Raw genomic sequence first — 4882 nt, 5'->3', positions numbered from 1 at the left:
ATTATGCAAATCTCACTGGGTCTGTCACTGCGGCATGACTCAAGCAAAACGGTCTCCGGGAATCCCGGGGCGGTTCAGCGGGAATTGGGCGCCGCATTGCCGGAAGACGATGTCATTCAGCCTGAAATCATCGAGGTTCCCTCCGGACCGAAGGAGTGGTGCGCCTTCAACGGCGATGCAGCGCTCAAGGCGTTTGCAGTAGCGAAGTTATAGAACGAAATGACGCAGAACCGAGTGAGCAGGCCGGCGGGAATCCTTGCAGGTAGTCAGGAATTCGAGGCAGTCATGGGAATGCCGGCAATGTTGGGCGATTTGCTCGATCCTTTCGTGAGCCGGACGAATCGGGGAAGCAGGCGGCGAGGGAAGTCGATATTGCGCGCGTACTGAATATCGTCGAAGACCTTCCGGTTGGGCGCGATCTCGGCCCGGCCGTGATTGGCGCGGTGTATGACCTGATGTACGTCTCCCCACGGGCCATTCCGTGGTATCTCGATAGCGCTGAGGGGGGCGATTTGATTGCCGAGCTTGCACGCCTTCATGGTCGGCAATGCGCGGGGGCGTTGTGGCGGAGAACGCGCGGCGCGAGTCGTACCCGGCGCTGCCCATGCCGCGCATGACCAAACACCTACATGCTCAATGGCGAAAAGGATCCGCAGGAATCATCGCGTCGGTGAAGAACGGCCTGTATGCGGTGAACTTCGGCGGCGGCCAGGTCGACACCACGAACGGCAAGTTCGTGTTCTCGGAGTCCGAGGCGTACATGATCGAGAACGGCAAGATCATCTGCTCGGTGAAGGGCGCGACGCTGATCGGCAGCGGCCCGGAATCGCTGAAGTACGTGAGCATGATCGCAACGACATGTCGCTCGACACGGGCGTCGGCGTATGCGGCAAGGAAGGCCAGAGCGTGCCGGTCGGCGTCGGCCAGCCGACCCTGCGGATCGACAAGATGACGGGCGGCGGCGTTGTTGCCTGAATACTTAGGAATTTCCATGCCGCCTACTGCAACGATTCAGGATCCAAAGGACTACAGCATCAACCGCCGATTCTTCCGGCGCTTCCTCGGATTGGCGCGTCCATATTGGACGCGACCGCGTGCGTGGCGTTCGTGGCCCGTGTTGGGTGCATGTACTGCCTTTTCGATCGTTGACACACACGGCACGGATGCTTTGTCCATCCTTGACCCGTTGTACGGCGGCCGCCCTGAACTCCGCCGTATATGCCTAGTTTGGTACCTTGAACGTTGTTTTTTCCTTCTTTCAGATCGAGTTTACACGCGATCCGCTGGAAGTCGAAATTTCGGGGGAAGCTCAGTCAGGCAGTGCGAAAGACGAGACTGCTTCGCGAAGGATGGCGACCTGATCCCTGAGCGAGTGCGCAGCCGCGGCGGCCTGCTCGACCAGTGCAGCATTCTGCTGGGTCACCTGGTCCATCTCTCCTATGGCACGGTTCACCTGTTCTATGCCTGCACTCTGTCCGCGAGACGCATGACTGATCTCTTCCAGGATTTCATTCACGCGCCCTACCGATGCGACGATTTCCGTCATCGTGGAGCCGGCGTTGGCGACGAGCGCAGCGCCTTCTTCGACGCTGACTGTCGACGTCCCAATTAGCGCCTTGATTTCCTTCGCCGCTGTTGCTGAGCGTTGCGCGAGGCTTCGCACTTCTGCCGCAACGACCGCGAAGCCGCGCCCCTGCTCACCCGCACGCGCAGCTTCGACGGCTGCGTTTAACGCGAGGATGTTGGTCTGGAATGCGATTCCGTCGATTACTCCAATGATGTCGCCGATCTGCCTTGAACTGTTCGTGATGTCGCCCATTTTACGGATCACGTCGTCGACGACGCTGCTGCCGCGGGTCGCAATGTCTGTGGCTTGGCTCGCCAGAATGGCGGCCATGACCGCGCTGTCGGCGTTGTGCTTCACATTCACGGTCATCTCGTCTATGCTCGATGCAGTCTGCGTTAACGCAGCCGCTTGTTCTTCCGTGCGTTGCGACAGATCCGTGTTGCCAGCTGCGATTTCGACTGCTCCGACATTGATATTCTCAGCACTGTCGGCCACTCGCGAGATGGCATCGATGAGCCCTCTCTGCATCACGTTCAGCGCACGCAACAAGCTCTCTCCTTCGCGATGCATGACCGGGATGGGAGTGGCAAGATCACCACGCGCCATGCGTTGTGTGGTCGCGACCGCCACTTCTAGGTCGCCGCCGAGAGAGTGCTTTATGCTTCGCAAGACGAGTAACATCATAACAGTGCAGGCGACTCCTAGGGCAACAGTGATTCCAATCCAGCGGACAATGTCGTTGAAGAACGCTTTTTGGACGTCATCCATGTACATGCCGGTGATGAGAATCCAATCCCAAGACTCGAAGCGAAGCGCGTAGCTGGTTTTTGGTACAGATGCCTCACTCCCCGGTTTGGTCCACAGATATTCGACGAACCCGCCTTTACTCTGGCTAGCCACGTTCGCCAAATCGACGAAGAGGTGCTTGCCAGCCTTGTCGGTGAAGTTTGACATGTTCTTGCCGACGAGTTCAGGCTTGAATGGGTGCATTAACGCCATCGACTGAGAATTGATAACAGTAAGGTATCCGTCGGTGCCATACCGAATCGACGAAAGCACTTCCAAGGCCTGCTTCTTCGCATCATCCTCCGAGATCGTATGCTGCTGCGAAAGCTGGTAATAATGGCTTACGATCGAGTTGGCTTCTTCGATTAGCAACGAAAGCTGTTCTTGACGATCCAAGATCGTCGTCGATCGGTGTTGCCACGCGCCGAACAAGATAATCATGATGATGCCCACCCACAGGATGACGATCGTCGAGGTGAGTTTTCTGTTGAGAGTCATGGCGTAGGCCTCTTTTCCGTTTATTGGAGACACCCCTTCCTTCGCCATCGGATGCAGCGTCGGACTCGTCGGCTTGTTCGTCAATGTGGTCGTAAGCAAATGCTTCCACGTCGCGGAGCTCCACCTCGTGCCGACTGCGCGGCCGACTCTACAGAGCTAACGAAAGTTACAAGGTATCGAACCGCACATCTTCAGCTTCGCTTGCGACGCAGAACACGATCACTGATATCGGCCAATCTCTCGAAAAACTACCGTCATCCAATCCTGAATATTGCGTAAGGATTCGCCTAGTCACTGAGGTGTGCACCAAATAGTGCGCAATGGTTGTACGAGCATGAAGAGAAAAACGATGCCAGAAAGCTGGATGGAGCCACGCAGGCGCGCGTGAGGAAAATGATCGTGCAAGCGGTGTGTAGCGCGATGAGATGCAGATGAGATGCAGACTGCGGCGGCGAACATTTACAGTGTGAGCCTGCGAGTGTTGAGCAAATGGATGACGCTATGATCTCGGCGATATCCAGTGGTGGGACGTTGAGCTTCGTGGTGTTCGAGGGGACGTTCAAAACGTGACGTTCATCGAATTTATGAAACGTCTGCGCAAACAGGCTACCCGCAAGCTATCCTGATCGTTGACGGATGTCCGGTACATCGATCGGTCCATGGCTGTCAGGCGCTTCGTCGTTGACAACGCAGAAGGCCTGCGTCTTATTCGGCTTCCGAAATATTGCCCGGAACTAAACCTGGACGAACTGCTCAATCAGGAACGGCCGCACGAGGTCCTGCTCGCGAAGCTGCGCGAGGCCGACCGGATTGACTGATCCCGTGTAGTCGTCGATTTCCGCGCGGTTGGCGCAGGCCAAAAACGGGACCGAATTCCACCGACCGTGCGCGACCAGGTTCAAAGCACCACCTCATTACCGAAGCGTCCCGCTCGCGGCAATTCTCACCGGCGCCAACCGCCATCACCCAGCTTCACGCGCTGGTTGACACCATCCCGCCCATTGCTGGCGAGCGAGGCCCGCCACTTTCGACGCCCCGGATCGTTCAGGGCGACCGGGGATACGATCACGACAAATACCGCCGTCCGCTACACGCGGCCGGTATCGCCACTCAAATCACCCAACTTGGCGGGCCTTACGGCAGCGGACTGGGCAAAACACGCTGGTTGTCGAGTGCACCATCTCATGGCTTCACAACTTTCGACGACTGCGCATCCGCTTCGAACGTCCTGCATTCATCCATGAAGCCTTCATGAAAAACGCCTGTTGCATCATCTGCTGGTGAAAACTGAAGAACTCATCTTCTTAACCCTTGTTGGTTCAGATTCTGCCAGGCGCGAAGATATAAGGGATTACGAAGTCCACTTGATATGAAAAACTAGGTAAAGCCTTTCCATAAAAAACTATAGCTCAAGTTGATGGGCACTGTTTTCGACCGACTGGACCGCGCCAATCATGTTGGCCGGCCGTGCTGCTTGACGCTGTCCAACCGACACTTGCGGTTTGTTGTGATTGTCGGATTTGAGACACGAAATGTTGGAGGCGAGCGCTGTTTTCATGTACATGCACGAGTTGGCGCACATTTTGCGTCTGGGAAGCGGTCAAGCGGACCAAATGGAGAGTGAGAAGTTACGTGCCTATTAACAGCTGAACGACGCTGAACGACGCGATCTGCTTCGACCGATGCAATCCCGTTGTCTTTTGTCAAACGCGCCATGAACCACGAATGTTCTATGAAGAATGCCCGACTCATGGAGCTAACGTAGCGCGGTATTGTTGGTGTTTAAAGGGATGCGCGCCACTTATGCGTGTTCATGCGGAGGTATTGGCCAAACGAGTTGTTGGAGTGATTCGTGGCGTTCGTGTATGCCAGTGCTACTCGCAGCAACAGTACGAAGAAGTCCGGTTTGAAAAACAAGAGTCACATTTTTGGCTTCAAGCATCCCTCGAATACGTAGTCGGCCTTGAACAATTCGAAGCGCCTTGTACAACAAGGGTTTGAAGCGGAAAGTGGTTGATGCATTTGCAGGAA

4 protein-coding genes and 3 pseudogenes are annotated in these 4882 nt (G+C 55.9%); 4 read left to right on the top strand and 3 right to left on the bottom strand.

The window, feature by feature from the left end; translation table 11 throughout:
• A pseudogene (locus tag J8I87_RS43315) lies at nucleotides 1–213 on the top strand (hypothetical protein); the annotation flags it as partial.
• A 53-nt stretch (nucleotides 214–266) separates the two neighbouring features.
• On the opposite strand, the gene J8I87_RS43310 reads toward J8I87_RS43315, so the two are convergent.
• Entirely contained in the window at nucleotides 267–548 is a 282-nt protein-coding gene (locus J8I87_RS43310; protein ID WP_209938747.1) for a hypothetical protein, read from the bottom strand.
• On the opposite strand from J8I87_RS43310, the gene J8I87_RS43305 reads away from it, so the two are divergent.
• A complete protein-coding gene (locus J8I87_RS43305; protein ID WP_313068271.1) occupies nucleotides 548–952 on the top strand; it encodes a metallopeptidase TldD-related protein in 405 nt (134 codons plus the stop codon). The genes J8I87_RS43310 and J8I87_RS43305 overlap by 1 nt on opposite strands.
• Before the next feature lie 357 nt (nucleotides 953–1309).
• On the opposite strand, the gene J8I87_RS43300 is transcribed toward J8I87_RS43305, so the two are convergent.
• Complete coding sequence (locus J8I87_RS43300) at nucleotides 1310–2851, bottom strand: methyl-accepting chemotaxis protein (protein ID WP_209938746.1); 1542 nt, start codon at nucleotides 2849–2851, stop codon at nucleotides 1310–1312.
• Between the two features lie 659 nt (nucleotides 2852–3510).
• Here J8I87_RS43300 and J8I87_RS46625 point away from each other — a divergent pair.
• Together J8I87_RS46625 and J8I87_RS43295 are read left to right on the top strand one after the other, a co-directional pair.
• Nucleotides 3511–3582: pseudogene (locus J8I87_RS46625) on the top strand (hypothetical protein); the annotation flags it as partial.
• Between the two features lie 30 nt (nucleotides 3583–3612).
• Nucleotides 3613–4135: pseudogene (locus J8I87_RS43295) on the top strand (transposase); the annotation flags it as partial.
• Nucleotides 4136–4652: 517 nt separating this feature from the next.
• Here J8I87_RS43295 and J8I87_RS43290 read toward each other — a convergent pair.
• The coding region (locus J8I87_RS43290) for a hypothetical protein (RefSeq protein ID WP_209938745.1) at nucleotides 4653–4882 on the bottom strand (230 nt) is incomplete at its 5' end.

It is taken from the genome of Paraburkholderia sp. LEh10, assembly GCF_017814945.1.
GTDB lineage: Bacteria > Pseudomonadota > Gammaproteobacteria > Burkholderiales > Burkholderiaceae > Paraburkholderia.
This window is presented reverse-complemented; position numbering and strand designations above follow the sequence as displayed.